Here is a 17,494-nt window from a genome sequence, read left to right as displayed (position 1 = left end):
GAGATAATAATTCGTCTAATAAGCCGGTGATGGCGCGCCTTTCCGTATGTGCGAGGTTGCCTGATGTGGCCGAACTTGTTAGTGGGCGCTTACATTAATCAGGCTATCTGGCGCTGCTAAGTGAGGCATTGAAGGATTACCCTATGCCCCCCTTTGTACTCTCCTTTTGGCACCAGGTGGTGATTTCACTACCGCTGTTTGTATTGATTATTCTTGGCTACAGCCTGATCCGGTTTGCCAAATGGCCCACTGCGTTCACCGATGGCGTCAGCCGCTTTGTCTTCTCGGTTGCCCTGCCTGCCATGCTGTTTCGCATGATGAGTGATTTCTCCAAACGTCCTCCGGTGGATGCCCGGTTGCTGATCGCGTTTTTCGGCAGTTGCCTGATCGTGTTCGTGATTGGCCGCATTGTTGCCCGCAAGGTGTTTGATCTGGACGGCGTCTCCGGCTCGGTCTTTGCGCTGAGCGGTATCTTTTCCAACAACGTCATGCTGGGGTTGCCGCTGGCCACCACCATTCTTGGCGAAGAAGCGGTGCCTTCCGTGGCGCTGGTGTTGGTGTTTAACGGCCTGATTTTGTGGACGCTGGTCACCGTGTCGGTGGAGTGGGCGCGCAACGGCGCGCTATCGCTGCAAGGATTTGGCAAAACGGCGGTCGGGGTGCTGAAAAATCCGCTGATTATCGGCATCTTATCCGGCACGCTGTTCAGCCTGACCGGATTCTCTCTGCCGGACTTTGTTGATCAGCCGGTAGGGATGCTGTCACAGGCGGCGGTGCCGCTCTCGTTGATTTCACTCGGCATGGGGTTGGCAGAATATCGGGTGCGCGATGGCTGGCAAATCAGCGCCGTGGTGTGTGTGCTCAAACTGCTGGTGCAGCCTTTGGTTATCTGGGGGCTGGCGGTGATGCTCGGACTGCCAGAGATGGAAACCCGCGTGGTGGTTCTGCTGGGTTCGATGGCGGTAGGCGTTAACCTCTACCTGATGTCGCGCCAGTTTAACGTGCTGGGCGGCCCGATTGCCGCCAGCCTGCTGTTATCAACGGCGCTGGCGGCGCTAACCACGCCGCTGATTCTGGCGCTGATGGGGGTGAGTCTGTAGCAGGTCAGTAGCGGGGCGGGTTTTGTTGCTGAGTCCGCTGCTGATTTTGCTGGAGCTGACGCCGCAACTCCTGCTGTTGCTGCTCGCTACGGCGCTGAATGTCCTGATTCAGCTGTTGTTGCTGCAACTGCTGGTTTTGCTGCATTTGCTGTTGCATGCGCTGCTGGCTGGGAATGCCATTTTCTTGCTGTTGTTGCTGGGTGGTGAGCCTTTGGGTATTGGCCTGCGTGCCAAGCGACACCAGGGCCAGACAAAATATCGGGATCAGATAACGGGTCATGATGCGTACCTCCTGTATACAGTGTACGCGTCTGGTAGAAAAACGTCGCGGCATGTTGTCTGAATTCCCGCCTAGGGCGCAGGGGTGGCTTGTTATATACTGGCGGCCTGAACCGCTTTTGTTGACCTATTCTCATGTTTCATATTGCGCTCTATGAGCCACAAATTGCCCCAAACACCGGTAATATCATCCGTCTGGTTGCCAATAATGGCTGCAAATTGCATCTGATTGAACCGATGGGCTTCGATCTGGATGAGAAAAAGGTGCGCCGCGCCGGGCTGGATTATCACGATCTGGCGAATGTCAGCCGCCATAAAAATTATCAGGATTTTCTGGCTGCGGTAGCCGGTCAGCGTATTTTTGCCTGCACCACCAAAGGCAGCCGTCCTTACGATCAACCCGCCTATCAGCCGGGCGATGTGCTGCTGTTCGGTTCGGAGACCGCGGGATTACCGGATGCGATTCGTGACGGTTTTACGCCGGAACAGCGTATTCGCATTCCCATGCAGTCGAACAATCGTAGCCTTAACCTCTCGAATGCGGTTGCCATCATCAGCTACGAAGCATGGCGGCAAAACGGGTTTGGCGGCGGCAGCTAACGGGTCTCTATTTACTGAACACGACCCTTTCTGGCGGCGGGTTGACGAGAAACACCACATTGCCACGGTAATACGGCGACGCGGCCAAACGGTGCTGCCAGCGTTCGTCCCATTGCCCGTGCTGTACCAGGCCGAGACGGAAGGGAATTTGCAGTTTCAGCAGCGCGGGTAAGTACTCCGCATAGCGTGTCACCGTCGATCGGCCCTGATAAGTCTGCACCACCAACTCATCAATAACGCCGCCCAGCCGGTTAAGCGTGCCGACGTCCCCGGTTTTGGCCCAGTCCAGCAGCCCGGTAACGCTGAGCTGTGTATCGGCGGGCAAACGCTGGCGTAGGGTTTGCAGAAATTTCACGTAGCGAGCCAACTGATAGCTGCGGGCATCAAAATCGATCTGGATACCGTTCACCTGGTTACCCAATGCGCGCCAGCGCGCCTGCGCTTTCAGCATCCGGTTAAGGTGTTTATCCGAGAGATCCAACATGGTAATGCGGTAGGAGAGCCACAGGTTGTCCACCCGCAGCGCGCTGGCAGGCAGTCCCTGGCGTAAAAACACGGTTTTCCCGTGACGGCGGGCGATTTCACCCTGATGCAGGTAGAGCGTGTGTGCCTGATGTAGCACCGGCTGCGGTTTGACGGCCGCCCATAACCAAAAATCCTGATAATGGGCGGCATTGACGCGTTCAGCATGGGCGACGTTCGTGAACAGAACGCAGGCGACTACCAATAGTATTTGAGCTGCGTGGCCCATTGGCTGCCTTTGAATTCGGTTTTCAACTGGGTAAACCAGGCTTTGCGCGTTGTTTTGCTGATCTCTTGCGTGCCGCAATCATTCATGCCGCTGGGCGCATAGCAGTAGATAGCACGATAAAGCGCGTAGCTTTTGTCTTCCGGCGGTGCCTGCGGATCGGCAATCACTTTCAGGTAAGCATCCAACCGGGAATAGGCTTTCCCGTTGAATTGACTGGGCGCGTTGGTCAAGGCTTCCAACTGATTGCTTTCACCCCAATCGAACCCGACTTCATTGCCGGTACGGAAAAAGAATTCCGCCAGACAGTTGGTGGCGTGGGCGTCATTAGGCCGTTTATTTAACGTAGACACCACCGTAGTCAGCGCCGGGCACTGATACCCCTCTTCGGTATCGCTGCCATCCCAGGTGAAGGCGGTGAGGTCTTCCATATTCCAACTGGCGTTTTCTGCGCTTTTCAACGGTGCAATGGTGCGCAACAGCTCGCTGTCTTTGAGGTAGGCGGCATAGTCACGGTGCACCAGCGATTGGGTCAGCAGCGTATGCAGTGCCACGGCACGTTCTTCATGGGTTTGCTGCTCGCCGGTTTGCTGGCGCAGCAGGTCGGCATTGGCAGAGGTTTTCAGCACCGCAGAGCGGAAACGCAGATTGTTAACCGGGCTGTCAGACGCAAAAATAGCCTCAGGGTGGCCTGCTTTGACCAGCGTTTCCGCCAGAGACAGTTGCAGATACTGCTGCTGCGTTTCGTTGGTTTTCAACGTTAACAGATGCCGCCAGTGCGTTTCCGCCGCCTGCCAGCCATGTTCGGCCTCCAGCGCCAAACCGCGCAGTACCTGGAGGCTGAAATCGGTGGTGTCCGTCAGGTCGTTGCCCGTCTCTTCTGGAATCAACGCCAGCGTGGACACCGCATCTCGCTGCTGGTAATAGTGGAAAGCGGCGTGCAGATAGCGATACTGCTGCTGCATACCGGCAACGTCAAACATCGCCTGCTGGGCGATCAGCTCGGCTTCTGACAATGCGGGCCACTGCATCCAGCCTTTGTCGCTGCGCAGCCGTTTCAGATCTTGTACCAGCATCAGCAACGGCGCGTCTGGCGTCTGAATAAAGCTGCCGCTTTCCAGCAGCTTATTGTCGATTTCGTTATTGATCGTCTGCAACGCATCCAGATCTTTCTGCGCGGCAATCACGCGCTGATAACGTGCCGACAGGGCATTTTCATCGCCGATCACCCAGTAGGCGCGCCGATAAAGTCCACGGGCAGAATCGGCATAACGGCCCTTCGGATAGGCGTGCAGATAGGCATCAATACGTTCGACCGCGCGTCGTCCTTGTTCCTTGTCAGCCTTATCGACATTGAACATGTTGTATTCATCCAGCGCATTTTCCATCGCTTGATTCAGCGACACGCGAATCAACATGTAGCGCGCGGTTTCGGCCACCCATGGCTGGTTGGCCGTGGTCAGCGACTGAAAGCCGCTGTTGGCTTGTTCAAACAGGCCCTGATAGAAAGCCACCGCGTTGATCAAATACTGCTTGAGCTCTCCGACATGGCCGTCCGCAGGCAGCGTCGCGAGATCGCGGGTCATGGTGTCTAACGTGGTTGCGGAGGCGAGCATGTTGATGCGGGCCTGCGCCAACGGGATGCGCTGCGGTGCGGTGAGTTGGGTATCTGCCAGCAGCACATCGAAAAAGGCCTCTACCGCGCTGACATCGTTGGAAATATGGCGGCCCTCGTTTTCCTCCGGCGCCAGCGTATCCATCTGCGCTTGCACCTCGGGAGGAAGGCCTAACTGCTTGGCTTTGACCGTCAGCGGTGAGGGTTGATTCAGACTGTCCGCCGTGGTGTCGTCCTCGCTGGTCTCACTGGCGGTCAGCCCCATGACGCGATAGGCGGTAAAAGGGTTCACGCGGGTTCGTGTCTGATCGGGCAATGGCTGTGGCAGCGGAAGGGCCAAATGGTGGCGGCTGCTTTGCAGCAGGATCAGATTGACGCGGGTGTCGTTATTGGGCTCCAGATAAGGCAGCGCCGCAATGCCGCATTCGGCATCGGAGAATCCGCATACGTCATCACCTGAACTCAACGCCTGGCCGCTGAAAAGCAGTGCAAGTGCGCCAGCCAATAAGGAAACACCTTTCATTATCACTTCCTGTTTGACGGACAAGGAGCAAAGCGGTTGCACCACGCTTTGCTCAAACTGACTGCCCTGATGAATAGCCGGAAATACCGCTCACTCTACTGGAGGGGCAGCAAAACACAACAGGCAGATGACTGAAATTCGAGTCCCGGCAGGCTTCTGTTTATGCTCAGTTAGGCATATTGAGGGGTTAGCGTGCCGTCACAATCGCCACCTTGCTAATGCCCGCGCGCTCAATACTGACCAGTGATTTTGCCACCAGGCCATAATTTACCGTTTCACTGGCGCGCAGTTGCACTTGAAGGCGTTCATTTTCGCTACGCGCCGCGAGCAGTCGCGATTCCAACTGTTCAAGGGGCAGCGGCGTCTGTGCAACGAATAACTGGCCGTTATCATCGATACTGACCACCAGCGGCTGCTGCGTATCGGGCGGTGCGGTGGCCGCTGTTTTCGGCAAATTGACCGGCACGGCGTTGGTGAGCAACGGCGCGGTGACAATAAACACCACCAGCAGTACCAGCATCACATCCACCAGAGGCGTGACATTGATTTCGCTTTGCAATTCCGATGTAGAGTGGGGAGAAAATGCCATGGTAGTGCTCCTGTCAGGACTGTGATGCGAGCTGAGTCGCGGGTGTCAGGCTGAAGCCGTTCTTTTGCACCACATTGTAAAAATCGTGGGCGAAGTTATCCAAACGGGCGACGGCGTTTTTTACCCGACGCAAAAAGTAGTTGTATCCCAGTACCGCAGGAACCGCGACGGCGATACCAATCCCGGTAGCCAGTAAGGCAGAACCGACCGGACCGGCGACGGTTTCCAGACTGGCACTGCCTGCCTGGCTGATACTCTGCAACGCTTCCATGATGCCCCACACGGTGCCAAACAGGCCGATAAACGGCGAAATGGATCCAATGGATGCCATCAAGGCCAGACCGGCTTCCAGCCGTTGGCTCTCGCGTTGAATTTGATGCCGCAGGGCGCGCTCGAAGCGGTCTTGAAAATCGATGGACTGCGCCAGTCCACTGTTGGCGGGGCTATCAACCGCCAGTGAGGCGAGCCCGGCGTGGGCGACATTGGCGGCAGCGCCCATATGCTGGGGGTATTCCCCATGGACATCTGCCAGCGCTTTTGCTTGCCAGAACGCGTGCAGGAAGTGCCGGTCGCGCCGCTTCAGACGTGAAAACTGTACGCTTTTGATGATCACCAGTGACCAGGTGAGGGTGGAGAAGACGATCAGTAACCAGATCGTCAACGTTTCTATGGAATACCCGCTGTTGTTGAGCAGAGTCATTTGTCACCTCGATAGTGTTATTGTCAGGGCGCAGCCAGGTTGCCATGCAGCCCCGGTTAACAAGAGTGCCGGTTGGCACTATTGCAGTTTGAAACTGAGCGGAAAGCTGGCCCAGCTCTCCATCGGTGTTCCTCCCCGGCGCGCCGCAACGAATGACCATTGCCGGACTGCCGCCACCGCCGCCTGATCGAGAATGTCGCGCCCGCTGCTGCGTGCTATCTGGATTTCACCCGGCCGCCCGGATTCCAGCACCTGTACCCGTAGCTGTACCGTGCCCTGCCATTTGCGCTTCAACGCCAGAGCAGGGTATTGCGGCGGTGGGTTATTCAGGTGATCCGCAGTGGCAGACGCTGGCGTAATGGCACCTTCGGATGCCGTTGACGCGCTGGCGGACGCCGGGGCTTCCGTGTTGGCGCTGGCATGACTGCCCGGTGTTGCATTGCTCCGCTCGGCCGTTTGCTGTGGTTCAGCGCTTGGCGCTTTGCGGGCCTGTGCCTTGGCTACCGGTTTTTTCGCCGGTGGCTGCTTCACGGCTTCCGGTGCGGGTGCCTCCTGTGGCACAGCGGCGGGCGTTTGCGGCTCGGGTGGCGGCGTACTCTCTTGCGGTGTCGCTTCTGCCGGTTGCGCGGGTGGAGCCGCTGCCGCTGCGGTTGTGCCTGTTTCGGCACTGAGTGCCAGTTCCACGCTGATCGCAGGCGCGGCCGAAGGCGGCATGACCACCGCCGATGTCGCCGATAGGTAATAAATCACCCCCGCGTGTAGCAGGGCCGCCAGCAGGACGGTGACAACCTGCTCGATACGTAGGCGCGTCCCCTCGGATAACGTCACAGTCAGCGTGTTCATATCATGGCTCCCCGATGGTGTGCGTCGTGGCCGTCAGGCAGGCCTGGGCAGACGGCAACGGCGTTGGGTTTTCGACGGTTGAGGGCGATGTCGGCCCCGCGCTGTTTCTGGGCTGGGCAATCACCTGTAATTGATGGTGATGCCAGTGCGCCAGATGGGCATGGTGCGTCACGCTGATCACCGTGGTCGCCGGAAGCGTATCGTGCAGCAACTGATACAGATGGGTTTCGTTGTCCCGATCGAGGGCGGATGTCGCTTCATCCAGAAAAACGTAATCCGGACGCTGTAACAGGATGCGTGCGAAGGCCAGACGCTGCTGTTCCCCACCGGACAGGTATTTGTCCCACGGGTGCACCTGATCCAACGCATCAAGGAGGTGCTCAAGCCTTACTTGCCTGAGCACTTCCCGGCAGTGGGCGTCATCGAATACCCCTGTGGGGTAGCACAGCGCTTCACGTAGCGTACCCACCGGAAGATAGCTTCTTTGTGGGAGAAACAGGCGGGTTCCGCCGGGCAGCGCAATGCTGCCGCTGCCGTATGGCCAGAGTCCAGCCAGTGCACGGAGCAGCGTGCTCTTGCCGTTGCCAGAACCTCCAACAATCATCCAGCGTTCCCCTGGCAGAACGTCGGTATCGGGCAATGTGCAAAGCGTCGAGCCATCGGGCAGATGCAGGTGCAAATCGCGAATACGCAGAATGCCATCGTCGGCAGGGGTAGTCTGAATATCACTGTGTGGTGAATGGCACAGCGCCGCGTCGAAATCACACAGCCGTTGCAGCGCAGCGCGCAGCAATGCCAGATCCTGATAGTTAAACAGGAACCACGAGAGCGCGGTGCGCAGCCGGGAAAAGCCAACGCTCATCTGCATCACGCCGCCAATGGTAATTTCTTTGGCAAAGTAACGCGGAATAACGAACAGATAAGGCACAAAGCTGCTGGCGTCGATGTAGAGCGTCTCGGTAAACGCGACGCGTTTGCTGTAGGTCATCAGGCTGCGCCAGTTGCGACGAATGGCGGCGAAGGCGGCATGCAAGCGCCGCGCTTCCTCGTTTTCACCGCGATAAAAGGCGATTTGCTCCGCGTGTTCACGCACGCGGACCAACTGATAGCGAAAGTCTGCCTCGTAACGCTGCCGCTGGTAGCTGAGTGCGACCAGCGGCCCACCAACCTTCTCCATAATCCACGAGCCGAGCAGTGCATAGGCAATCGCGACCCACAGCATATAGCCGGGAACACGTATATCGTGTCCCCACAGTGACAGCGATAGCGCCCCTGACAGCCCCCACAGGATCACCGCAAAAGAGACGGCGTTCGCCAGATTGCTGAGCAGTCCCAGCCCTAGCGACAGGCTTTTTTCCGCCAACAGGGATAAATCCTCTGCGATACGCTGATCCGGGTTATCCGTCAGCGCCTGACTTTCCAGCCGTTGATAGGCGCGATGCTGTAGCCAACGTTGCAAAAAGATCTCCACCAGCCAGGTGCGCCAGTGCAGGGTAAGCAACTGGGTAAACCATACGCTGAAGGCCTTGCTCAGCACGGAAAGTGCCATCAGTAGCGCCAGGGTGAACATCAGCGTGCTGATGGCGGCATAGTGGAAATCCGCCAGCGCATCGAAAAAGTGACGCTGCCAGTTGCTGATCTCCACGGAGGCGTACACCGTGCCCATTTCCAGCGTGATAATCAGCGCCAGCAATCCGGCGGCGCGCCATTTTTCCGCGCTGCGCCAGTAGCGCAGCAGCAGCGTGGCGGGTGACATGGGTTTGCTCATCATCAGTCAGCGTTAAAATTTGGCGCGCAGCGAAAGCGTGAAGTTACGCGGTGCGCCATAGATGTTGTAGGTATTCAGGCCGCCGACGCTCGCGTAGTACTTGCGGTCAGTCAGGTTTTCGCCATTGAGCGATACCGTGAGGTTCTTGTTGATCGGGTAACTGATGGCGGCGTTGAACAAGGCATATCCTCCTTGAGAGCGCTCGTCTGAATTGCCGCGCACGCCGCTGTAGGCGCTGGTTGCGATCAATCCACCGCCGATGCCGAGTCCATCAAGCTGGCCGCCCGCTAAGCGGTAGTGGCTCCATAGCTTGAAGCTGTGTTTGGGCTCACCCAGACTGAAGGTGCCGGATTCGGTGTCATCCTCGAGATAGCGGGTCAGCAGGAAGGTGTAACCTGCGGTAATGTCCCACCCCGGTAACGGACTGCCGCTCACTTCGGTCTCCCACCCTCGGCTGCGCACTTCCCCTGCGGCAATGTAGGAATCCGGGTTGTTCAAATCGACCATAGGGCGATTGATATCATTGATTTGGAACAGTGCGACGGAGGCGTTTAATGCGCCGTCGAAGAAGCTGCCTTTCACCCCGGTTTCATATTGCTTGCCTTTACGCGGGTCAAGTGCGGAGCCATCGGCACGTTGCGCATCTTGCGGGATAAAAATCTCAGAGTAGCTGCCGTAAAGGGAAACCTGCGGTGTCACGGCGTAGATCAAACCGGTGTAGGGGGTGATCTCTCCGTTGGCCGATGACTCTTTGGACCAGGCTGTCGGTGCGGAGGGGCTGATGCTACGGTTGCGAATGGTGAAGTTACTGACGCGACCGCCAACGACCCAGGTGAGCGGATCGAGCAGTTGCAGGCGCGTTTGACCATAGACGCCGCTTTGAATGGTTCGCGTCAGGTTACCGTTGGTGGGGGTAACATCGTATTCACGCACTGCGGACGGATCGAACAGGCTGATGCCGGTTTGCCGCGCGCCAGCCCGGTTATACCCCGCGTACTGATACTCATAGTCATCATAGTTGTAGCCGATCAGTGCCTGATGCTCACGGCCCAGCAGTCGGAAAGGGCCACCCGCGTAGAGATCCAAACCGTAGCGTCGGTATTCACTGTCGAACTGGCGGTTGTACCAATAGCTGACGGTGTGGGTCTCCGGATCCACGCCGGAGGAGACGAAGCTGTCTTTGTAGCCGCTGTCTTTGTCGAGATAGCGGAATTTGCTGGTGGCGGTCCAGCCGTTGTCAAAGCGCTGTTCGATACCCGCAACATACTCCTGCGTGTGGCTGTCGCTCCAGGCCCAGTCAGGCGTTGGATTGAGCGAGCGCGAGACATCCAGCAGCGCACCCGTGGTGTAAGCGGGCAGACCGTAGTAGGGGGCCTTAATGTGGTTAAGCTGATTGGCAAAAGTGACAGAGAGCGTGGTGTCTGGCGTCAGATCGTACTCCAGCACGCCGTAGAACACCTTTTTTTCCTGATGGGTTCGGTCATAGAAGAAATCGCGATCTTGCCAAATACCCACTGCGCGACCGCGTAGCGTACCGCTTTCGTTCAGCGGTCCGGTGACGTCCAGTTCGCTGCGATAGTTGTCCCAACTGCCTGCGCTCAGCGTGCCGTTGAGGGCAAAACGGTCACGCGGTTTTTTGGTGACGACGTTGACGGTACCGCCGGGGTCGCCGCTGCCGTTGAGCAGTGCTGTTGGGCCACGCAGGACTTCGACACGGTCGTAGATGGCGAGATCGAACTGCTCCGAACCGCTAAGGCCGCTATAAACCGGCACACCATCGATCGAACTGTTCAAGGCGTAGCCACGCGAGCGATATTGGCTGGTGTCCGTGCCGTTGGGGGTGACCGTTACCCCGGTAACCTGTTGCAGAGCATCTTCGAGCGTAGTGAGGTTTTGATCTTCAATACGCTGCCGGGTAACGACAGAGACGGACTGTGGAATATCCTTTAGCGCTACCGGCAACTTGCTGGCGACGGTAGTTTCCTGCGCGGTATAGGAGGTTGTATCTTCCGTGCGCGCCTGTCCCCAGACGGTAATTCCCCTCAGATTCGCCCCCTCGCTGTCAGCGTCTGCGGGTTGCGTGGTGGGGGTATCGGTGGTGATGGGATCCGCAGCAAAGGCGTTTTCTATACCGCAAGTCAGGCTGGCGACAAAAACTGCCGCCGCGCTTAGTCTAAAATGATGATACCGAAGAGAGTAAGGCTGCCGCCAAGAGCGTGATGCTGAGCGTGTCATGTGTTTTCCCTTATCCAAATTGGTTGTGTGTGAATTCATGGGGTTACAGTGCAAGCCGTCAGCACGATGTCCCTCATTTTTATTTGATAAACCCATAGGGGGTATATTGAAAATCGATCTGATGCTAGAAAGGATAACGGCGTATTAAAAATGATTTTTTTGGATATGGTTTTGTGAAAACTGGAATCATGTTACCTATCATGTTGAAATTAATGCATATCTAAATTTTTGCTATGTTTTGCTAATAAAAATACCCTTGTGGGGTATAAAATTCACTGACTCAGGGGTATGTTATCCCCTCACCGACAAGGCAGATATCGAAGCCTTTTAACGGAAAGTCTAAGGATAACAACGAAATGACTAATGGTAGCGATCCTCTCTCATTGCACCTTCCTATCAGCGGCATGTCCTGCGCGGCCTGTGCTGTGCGCCTTGAACGCGTGTTAAACCGCTTGCCAGGGGTGGAGGCTAACGTCAATTTCGCCAGCGAGCGTGCGCGTGTCCGGCTGCAAGGGGAAAGCAGCTCGGTGCAGGATGTGGTCGCGGCGATTCATAAAGTCGGTTTTGACGTGGTTGAACAGACTCTGACGTTGGAACTCTCCGGCATGAGCAGTGAACGCTGCGCTGAACGTATTCAGGCGGCACTTGAAGCCCTGCCGGATGTGCATGCGACAGTGCTGTTTGCCAGCAGCCGAGCCAGTGTGCGCTATCGCCCCGGCGTGGTCAGCCCGGAACAGATGGTGCGTGCGATTGAGCTGGGAGGCTTTCAGGCTCATGTGGTCGAAGGCGGTCAGCGCGGCGAAGAACGCGCACGGCGCGAACGCGCGTGGCAGCGTGAACGCCGAGAATTTCTGATTGCGGCCGTGCTCACTGTGCCGCTGATGGCGGAAATGGGCGGAATGTTTTTCGGCAGCGGGCATCTGCTGCCCGGCTGGCTGCAAGCACTGCTGGCAACGCCGGTGCAGTTCTGGAGTGGACGCCATTTCTACCGTCGCGCCTGGAGCGCGTTACGTAGCGGCACCTCCAACATGGACGTGCTGGTCACGCTGGGAACCAGCGTAGCCTATCTGTTCAGCCTGTTCACGCTGCTGACTACGCCGCACGGTCATCTCTATTTTGAAGCCAGCGCCGCGATCATTACGCTGGTGCTGTTGGGTAAGCTGCTGGAAAGCAGAGCGAAAACCAAAACCGGTGCTGCCATTGAAGGCCTGCTCAACCTGCAACCGCCCATCGCCCATGTGGAAGTGGACGGTGAGATTGAGGATCGCGATGTGGCCAGCCTGCACAGCGGCGATATCTTTGTGGTGCGTCCCGGTGAGAGTGTTCCTGTTGACGGCATCATTCTCGATGGCCTCTCGGAGGTCAATGAATCGATGCTGACCGGCGAAAGTGTCCCGGTAGTGAAAGCGGTGGGTGCCGAAGTATTTGGCGCGACGCTTAACCAAAGCGGCATGCTGCGTGTCAAAGCCACCGGTGTGGGGAGCAATACGGCGCTGGCGCGTATCATTCGTATGGTCGAAGACGCACAGGGCTCAAAAGCCGCAGTGCAGCGGTTGGCCGATAAAATCTCGTCGGTGTTTGTGCCGGTGGTGGTAGCCATCGCGCTGCTTACCTGGTTGACACACTGGTTTATCAGCGGTGATTTGGCCTCCAGCCTGGTGAGCGCGGTGGCGGTGCTGGTGATTGCCTGCCCTTGTGCGCTCGGGTTGGCGACGCCGACGGCGATCATGGTGGGTACCGGGCAAGGGGCGCGGGCCGGTATCTTGTTCCGCAATGCCAATGCGTTAGAGCAAGTACAGCGTTTGCAGGTGCTGGTGTTGGATAAGACCGGCACCATCACGGAAGGTAAGCCTTCGGTCAGTGACGTACTGCCAGAGGCTGCGGTGGCCGACGCTGAACTGCTGCGCGTCGCGCTTTCTCTGGAGCAACATTCCGAGCATCCCCTCGGGCAGGCGCTGGTGCAGCATGCGCGGGAATCCGGTGTGGAAGCCGTCGAGGTGAGTGGGTTTCAGGCGGTGATTGGCCGGGGGGTAACAGGTGAGGTGGCCGGTGAAAACTGGCTGTTGGGGTCACCGCGTTTCCTGGCTGAAAATGACATCGTGCTCGATCAGGCGCAGATTGCCAAACTGGAAGCGCAGGGAAAAACGGTGATTGCCGTGGCTCGCGCTGGGCTGCTACTCGGGTACATTGCGCTGGCCGATAAGGTGCGCGACGATGCACGCACCGCGATTGCCGATCTGCAAGGCCAGGGCATCGAGGTCATGATGTTGACCGGGGATAACCCACGTGCGGCGGCGGTGATTGCCAAACAGGTGGGGATCACTAACGTGGTGGCCCAGGTGTTGCCTGAGCACAAGGCGGCGGAGATACAGCGCCTTCAGGCCAGTGGACGCTGTGTCGGTATGGTGGGCGACGGCATCAATGATGCCCCCGCGCTGGCGGCGGCAGATGTGGGCTTCGCCATTGGCGCGGGCTCGGACATCGCACTGGATACCGCGGACGTGGTGCTGATGCGTAACCGCCTCGATAGCTTGCTGGATGCCATTAGCCTGTCGCGTGCGACGCTCGGCAAGGTGAAACAGAATCTGTTTTTTGCGTTTTTCTACAACGTGCTGGGCATTCCGCTGGCGGCGTTGTCGTTACTGAATCCGGTTATTGCCGGGAGTGCCATGGCGCTCAGTTCGATTTCGGTGCTGAGCAATTCACTGCTGTTACGTCATTGGAAACCGACCCGGCGCGACTGATATCCTGAGCCTTCCGGCTCCGCCCGGTGTCACACAATGTGAAATGGAGAGTATTTTATGTCCTATGCTACAATCAACGTCCAAGGTATGTCCTGCGGCGGCTGCGCCAGTAAGGTCAAGAACGCGCTGGAAGCGCTTAATGGGGTTCAGGGTGTGCAGGTCACGCTGGACACCGGTCTGGTAAACGTGGAGTACAATGAGACAGAAAAAGCCAACCCAGACGTCTTCCGCGACACTGTCGAAGGACTCGGCTTTGACGTCGTCGCGTAAATGCGAGTTTTGTGCCGCTGCCACTGAAGCGGCCAATTCTGCCGATGAACCGGACGTGCGCCGTGTGGTTCAGCCGCGTAAAAAAGCGCTGCTGAACCGGCTCAACCGGATTAACGGTCAGGTTAACGGTATCGGTCAGATGATCGAACAAGACCGTTATTGCGTTGATATCCTTAATCAGATCTCTGCGGCGCGTTCCGCCCTTAATGCGGTCGCCAATCAATTGCTGGCCGATCACACCAACGGGTGCGTGCGTAAGGCGGTATTGGAAGATGGTGGGGAAGAAGCGATAGCGGAACTGTTGCAAGTGATTCAGCGCATGCGCTAGCGGGGCGGCGCAACGCGCCGTACCCCAGGTCGTTATTCTGCGCTTAGCGTTCGTTCAGCGGCAGCCAGATGGTCAGACGCAGCCCTCCTAACGGGCTATCTCCTGCTTTAACCCAGCCTTTATGTTGCGTAATCGCATTCTCCACAATTGCCAACCCTAACCCGGTGCCACCCGATGCCCGATCGCGCGCCTCATCGGTGCGATAGAACGGACGGAAGATTTGTTCGCGATCTTCAGGGTTAACGCCAGGGCCGTCATCGTCAACGTTAATGGTGAGCCCTTGATTATCAACGGCAAAGGCGACGCTGATATGGGTGTTTGAGTAACGCAGGGCGTTGCGCACCACGTTTTCGAAGGCGCTTTCCAGTGCGGAACGGTTACCGAACAGCGGCCAGGGGCCGGGTGGATAAGGCACTTCCAGCGTTTTACCCATTTGCTCGGCTTCAAAGCGGGCATCGTCCAGCACGTCTCCCCACAGCTCGTCGGCTCGGATGTATTCACGTCCCAGCTCGTTCTTGTGCTGGTTGCGCGATAACACCAGCAGATCGTTGATCATGCTGTCCAGCCGCTGTGTTTCGGTTTCAATGCGGTTCAGCTCGTTGTTCTCACCCTGGCGACGTCGCAGCAGCGCGGTAGCCAATTGCAAGCGTGTCAACGGCGTGCGCAGTTCATGGGAAATATCAGAAAGCAGGCGTTGTTGCGCAGTAACCATGCGTTCCAGCGCGCTGACCATTTGGTTAAAGCTGACGCCAGTGGCGAGGAATTCTTGCGGCCCGGCTTCCAGTTCGGGGTGCTGGCGCAGGTTGCCTTGCGCCACTTCATCGGCAGCAATTTTCAGCTTCCGCGCGGGTTTTGCCAGGCTCCAGGCCAGCCAAAGCAACAGCGGTGTGCTGATCAGCATGGTGACGATCAGTAACAGCAGCGGGCGGTCCAGCAGCAAATTGATAAAATCGGACTGCGGGCTGTTCGCCATGCGGAGCAGGTAAACCTGGTAATTATCCTCACCGTCGCGCACGGAAAACGGTCCGAGCAGCTCGAGCCGGCCGTAATTTTTCTTCTGCGGATGGTCGGCATTATCGGACTGGCCGATAAAGTTACGCACAATTTGCATTTCGGTTTTTTGCAGCGTACCGAAAATGCGCCCTTCACTCGTGACGAAAACCAGACGTTGCCCCGGCGGTGACCATTTTTCGATCACGCGAAACAGGCGTCGCCACCAAAACAGATCGTTGGGGGGATCGGCGGCAAGATCGGCTTCGATATGCTGCTCCAGCATCACGCCCTGACGATACTCATTTTCCAGCAGCGCCGTCATCTGGCGTGAGTCCAGCTTGGGTAACATCAGCACCAGCATCAGTACCAACGCCAGAGTCAGCCAGAAAATGGCGAAGATGCGCGAAGTCAAACTGTCGATCATGCCGCAGCTACCTATTTTAACTTGTTGAAACCATTAAATAACCGCGCCCGCGCAGCGTCTTGAACCAGGGTTGCCCGTCTTTACGTTCCGGCAGTTTACGTCGCAGGTTGGAAATGTGCATGTCTATCGCACGATCGAACGGCGTCAGACGTTTACCCAGCACTTCCTGGCTGAGATGCTCGCGCGATACCACTTGTCCCAGCCGCTGCGCCAGCAGGTAGAGTAGCGTGAACTCGGTGCCGGTAAGATCCAGCACTTCGGTGTCGAAGCTCGCTTCCTGACGCCCCGGATTGAGACGCAGGCCGTCCACTTCAACGGTCGGCGAACCGTTATCGGTGGTCTGCTGCTGCTCGGTCCACGATGAACGGCGTAAAATGGCGCGAATGCGGGCCACCAGTTCACGATCGTTAAACGGTTTAGGCAGATAGTCATCTGCCCCCAGTTCCAGCCCCAGAACGCGATCCAGTTCGCTACCGCGTGCCGTTAGCATGATGACGGGCGTCTGATGTTGCTGCCGCACTTCTTTCAAGGTGTCGATGCCGTTTTTCTTCGGCATCATGACGTCCAACAGCAGCAAATCTACCGTACTGTCCAATACGTTTAATGCCTGTTCGCCATCGTGGGCAACGACAACGTTAAAGCCTTCCATTTCGAGCAACTCTTTCAACAAAGCGGTGAGTTCTTTGTCGTCATCCACTAACAGAATCTTGTTCATGATTAGGCTACCTCCAGGGGCAAAATACGTCATAGATCGACGGTATTCCATGACTTTACGTAGTTTTACATCCTCTGACGCATGTTTGCAGCAAGGTGTTTAGACTTGTGTTCATTGATTCACAGATTGGCGCATTATACCGGAGGGTGATGATGCTACGGCGCATAAAAATCTCTCTCATTTCATTGCTGATGTTCGGTGTTGTCAACGCATCAGTAGCCGATAGCGATAGTGCGTCACTGCCCGGTTGGCACCATGGCGATGCAGCCTTGCGAAACGCCATCAGTCAGCGCGGTCTGTTTGACGGTGTGAAACTCACGGAACAACAGCGTCAACACATGCGTGACCTGATGCAACAAGCAAGGCAAGACGCGCCCGTGCTGCACTTAAATGATATAGAAAAAATGCACACTTTGGTGACCGCAGAAGAATTTGATGAAGCGGCCGTCAGAAAACTGATTTCACAGTTGATGCAGGCGCAGGTTGAGCGCCAGATAGAAATGACGCGTGTGCGCAATCAGATGTATAAATTGCTGAATTCAGAACAAAAATTAGTTCTTGAACAGCGTTATCAACAACGAATGAACGAGATGCGGCAGCAGTTATCCCAGGCTGAAGCATCCATGTCCCCCCTGTGGGGGGCAGAACAGTGAACCGAATCCCTGAGTAACCCTGTAGTGAGTAGTGTGTAGTGAGAGTAGTAAGAAGTTGATTTCCTTGCCATAGACACCATCCCTGTCTTTTGCCCGTCATGATGACGGGCTTTTTTTTTGCGGTGTTTTAGGAAAAGGCTTTCAAAAACAGTGGGGTGTTAGGGAGCGAAACGCCGGATAAAACCGGTGAATTCATCCTGTTGATCGGTGATTGCACATAAAGTGACACCTAAAATCCACGCTGTTCTTCGCTTAACTGCCTAAAAAAAGTACCACAACCCGCCACGATTCAGCGTAAAATGTGATCTGCTTTGCAGATTTTGGTTGGCGCGACGCGCTGCCGATTTTCTTTCTACGTTGTTGATAC

At 56.7% G+C, this 17,494-nt stretch carries 16 protein-coding genes; 6 read left to right on the top strand and 10 right to left on the bottom strand.

Annotated elements, in window-relative coordinates; all coding sequences use genetic code 11:
- Window positions 1-143 precede the first annotated feature (143 nt).
- Window positions 144-1,100 (top strand): AEC family transporter, encoded by a 957-nt coding sequence (locus tag J5069_RS17915; RefSeq protein ID WP_264645149.1) that lies wholly within the window; start codon window positions 144-146, stop codon window positions 1,098-1,100.
- A gap of 4 nt (window positions 1,101-1,104) precedes the next feature.
- Here J5069_RS17915 and J5069_RS17910 read toward each other — a convergent pair whose 3' ends face one another.
- Entirely contained in the window at window positions 1,105-1,380 is a 276-nt protein-coding gene (locus J5069_RS17910; RefSeq protein WP_264645148.1) for a DUF2756 domain-containing protein, read from the bottom strand.
- A 134-nt stretch (window positions 1,381-1,514) separates the two neighbouring features.
- Here J5069_RS17910 and J5069_RS17905 point away from each other — a divergent pair, with 134 nt between their 5' ends.
- On the top strand, window positions 1,515-1,979 hold the full coding sequence (locus tag J5069_RS17905) for a tRNA (cytidine(34)-2'-O)-methyltransferase (RefSeq protein WP_264645147.1): 465 nt from the start codon (window positions 1,515-1,517) through the stop codon (window positions 1,977-1,979).
- Window positions 1,980-1,986: 7 nt separating this feature from the next.
- On the opposite strand, the gene J5069_RS17900 is transcribed toward J5069_RS17905, so the two are convergent.
- The 7 genes from J5069_RS17900 to J5069_RS17870 all read right to left on the bottom strand — a co-directional run bounded on the left by J5069_RS17900 (window position 1,987) and on the right by J5069_RS17870 (window position 11,000).
- Window positions 1,987-2,730 carry a DUF3142 domain-containing protein gene (locus J5069_RS17900; protein WP_264645146.1) on the bottom strand — a complete coding sequence of 248 codons (744 nt, stop codon included), beginning with the start codon at window positions 2,728-2,730 and terminating at the stop codon, window positions 1,987-1,989.
- A complete protein-coding gene (locus J5069_RS17895; RefSeq protein ID WP_264645145.1) occupies window positions 2,700-4,865 on the bottom strand; it encodes a hypothetical protein in 2,166 nt (721 codons plus the stop codon). Before J5069_RS17895 ends, J5069_RS17900 begins: the two co-directional genes overlap by 31 nt.
- 187 nt (window positions 4,866-5,052) lie before the next feature.
- Window positions 5,053-5,454 (bottom strand): ExbD/TolR family protein, encoded by a 402-nt coding sequence (locus J5069_RS17890; protein WP_264628665.1) that lies wholly within the window; start codon window positions 5,452-5,454, stop codon window positions 5,053-5,055.
- 13 nt (window positions 5,455-5,467) lie between these two features.
- Window positions 5,468-6,154, bottom strand: coding sequence for a MotA/TolQ/ExbB proton channel family protein (locus J5069_RS17885; RefSeq protein ID WP_264645144.1), 687 nt, complete (start codon window positions 6,152-6,154; stop codon window positions 5,468-5,470).
- A 78-nt stretch (window positions 6,155-6,232) separates the two neighbouring features.
- Window positions 6,233-6,997, bottom strand: coding sequence for an energy transducer TonB (locus J5069_RS17880; protein ID WP_264645143.1), 765 nt, complete (start codon window positions 6,995-6,997; stop codon window positions 6,233-6,235).
- Between the two features lies 1 nt (window position 6,998).
- Window positions 6,999-8,768, bottom strand: a complete 1,770-nt coding sequence (locus J5069_RS17875; RefSeq protein ID WP_264645142.1) for an ABC transporter ATP-binding protein/permease — start codon at window positions 8,766-8,768, stop codon at window positions 6,999-7,001.
- A gap of 9 nt (window positions 8,769-8,777) precedes the next feature.
- Window positions 8,778-11,000: a TonB-dependent siderophore receptor gene (locus J5069_RS17870; protein ID WP_264627640.1), complete on the bottom strand. Its 2,223-nt coding sequence runs from the start codon at window positions 10,998-11,000 to the stop codon at window positions 8,778-8,780.
- Window positions 11,001-11,356: 356 nt separating this feature from the next.
- Here J5069_RS17870 and J5069_RS17865 point away from each other — a divergent pair, with 356 nt between their 5' ends.
- From J5069_RS17865 to J5069_RS17855, 3 genes are read left to right on the top strand one after another with little or no spacing between them, the layout of a single operon-like run.
- A complete protein-coding gene (locus J5069_RS17865) occupies window positions 11,357-13,744 on the top strand; it encodes a heavy metal translocating P-type ATPase (RefSeq protein ID WP_264645141.1) in 2,388 nt (795 codons plus the stop codon).
- Between the two features lie 57 nt (window positions 13,745-13,801).
- A complete protein-coding gene (locus tag J5069_RS17860) occupies window positions 13,802-14,014 on the top strand; it encodes a heavy-metal-associated domain-containing protein (RefSeq protein ID WP_264645140.1) in 213 nt (70 codons plus the stop codon).
- Window positions 13,998-14,342 carry a metal-sensitive transcriptional regulator gene (locus J5069_RS17855; RefSeq protein WP_319801687.1) on the top strand — a complete coding sequence of 115 codons (345 nt, stop codon included), beginning with the start codon at window positions 13,998-14,000 and terminating at the stop codon, window positions 14,340-14,342. The genes J5069_RS17860 and J5069_RS17855 overlap by 17 nt, the downstream gene beginning before the upstream one ends.
- Window positions 14,343-14,385: 43 nt before the next feature.
- Here J5069_RS17855 and cpxA read toward each other — a convergent pair whose 3' ends face one another.
- Both cpxA and cpxR read right to left on the bottom strand, forming a co-directional pair.
- Window positions 14,386-15,759 (bottom strand): envelope stress sensor histidine kinase CpxA, encoded by a 1,374-nt coding sequence (cpxA, locus tag J5069_RS17850; RefSeq protein ID WP_264645139.1) that lies wholly within the window; start codon window positions 15,757-15,759, stop codon window positions 14,386-14,388.
- Between the two features lie 16 nt (window positions 15,760-15,775).
- The gene (gene cpxR, locus J5069_RS17845; protein ID WP_222159118.1) at window positions 15,776-16,474 is read right to left on the bottom strand and encodes an envelope stress response regulator transcription factor CpxR; all 699 of its coding nucleotides are present in this window, start codon (window positions 16,472-16,474) and stop codon (window positions 15,776-15,778) included.
- A 152-nt stretch (window positions 16,475-16,626) separates the two neighbouring features.
- Between cpxR and cpxP the strand changes: the two genes are divergently transcribed.
- Window positions 16,627-17,127, top strand: coding sequence for a cell-envelope stress modulator CpxP (gene cpxP, locus J5069_RS17840; protein ID WP_413542260.1), 501 nt, complete (start codon window positions 16,627-16,629; stop codon window positions 17,125-17,127).
- The last annotated feature ends 367 nt before the right edge of the window (window positions 17,128-17,494 follow it).

It is taken from the genome of Candidatus Symbiopectobacterium sp. NZEC127, assembly GCF_025962675.1.
Lineage (GTDB): Bacteria > Pseudomonadota > Gammaproteobacteria > Enterobacterales > Enterobacteriaceae > Symbiopectobacterium.
The sequence above is the reverse complement of the archived record's forward strand: the minus strand, read 5'-3'. Positions and strand labels throughout refer to the sequence as shown.